The organism is Streptomyces sp. NPDC055078, assembly GCF_053607985.1.
On the sequence record NZ_JBSGUP010001161.1, the window covers coordinates 1 to 1,055 of the forward strand.

Below are 1,055 nucleotides of genomic sequence, written 5' to 3' on the forward strand. Positions count from 1 at the left end.
AGGCCGCCGACCCGCGCCCGGACGTCGCGCCGGCCCGCCAGGCCGTCGCCACCGAGGTGACCCGCCTGCTCCGGATCCTCCGCCCCTGATCCGCGCCGTACGTCCGGCGCCCCTGATCTCCGTGCCTCGCGGGCTTCGCGCGGTCAGGGCTTTGCCCGCGGTCAGGGCTTCGCCCTGACCGGGTTGTCTCAGGCCCTCGGCCAGTTCCCGTAGGTGTGGAAGAAGTTGTAGGTGGTCGAGTCCCACCGCCTGACTTCGTTCCAGGTACGGGACGGATTGGTCCACTGCGTCGACTGAATTCCCGCTACGCGGTCGTCGGTGTCATGGTAGGTGCCGGCACCGCTGTCCCCGGGAACGGCGTCGATATTGTGCTCGTAACGACTTCCGGGCGAGGCCGTGAAGTTCCCGGCCTTGATCCAGGAGGACGGAATGGGCTTGTCCACCGGGTACCCGATCATCGAATGGCGCCCGTTGAAGTTCTGGGCGGTTCCGAACCAGCCGGTCTGGCGTCCTATGTCAGGCCGTGACGGGCTGAATTCCAGTACGGCGAAATCCCAGTCCCATTCGTTGATGTTCCAGGCCCCCGGGAGCGTGAGGCTGTCGGCGAGGAAACTCCCGAAAGGAGAGGTCGGCGCCGAGGTGTTCGCGCCGAAGGTGATGCTGTTCGATGTGATCCAGCCGTTCTGGTAGAAGCAGTGGGCGGCGCACAGCGCCGTGCTCGGCCCGATCATCGTGGCCGTGCAGTTCTGCGGCGCCAGATGCGCGTTGAGGCTGCCCGGGTAGAGGTTCGTCGTGTTGACGCGGACCCGGTCGTCGGTCCCGATGATGAACCGGGCCTCCGGTGTCTTGAAGGCTTCTGTGTACGGAGCGGCCTCCATGGCGAGGATCTTCTCCGCGACCTCGTAGTCCGGTTCCTCAAGCCGGTATTCATAAGCGCCGACGAGCCGCCTCGGGCGCAGTTTCTCCGCCAGGGCTTCGACCGTCAGTGACCGGGGATCCGGTTCGGGTGCCGGACGGCGGTGGGCATCGCGCCTGTCCTTCTCCCTCTCCGCGAC

Annotated in this window: 1 protein-coding gene; it reads right to left on the reverse strand. The window is 66.6% G+C overall.

Annotated features, from left to right (window positions below):
- Positions 1-188 precede the first annotated feature (188 nt).
- Positions 189-1,055: trypsin-like serine peptidase (locus ACWF94_RS40925; RefSeq protein WP_453500439.1), on the reverse strand; the 867-nt coding region annotated here is incomplete at its 5' end.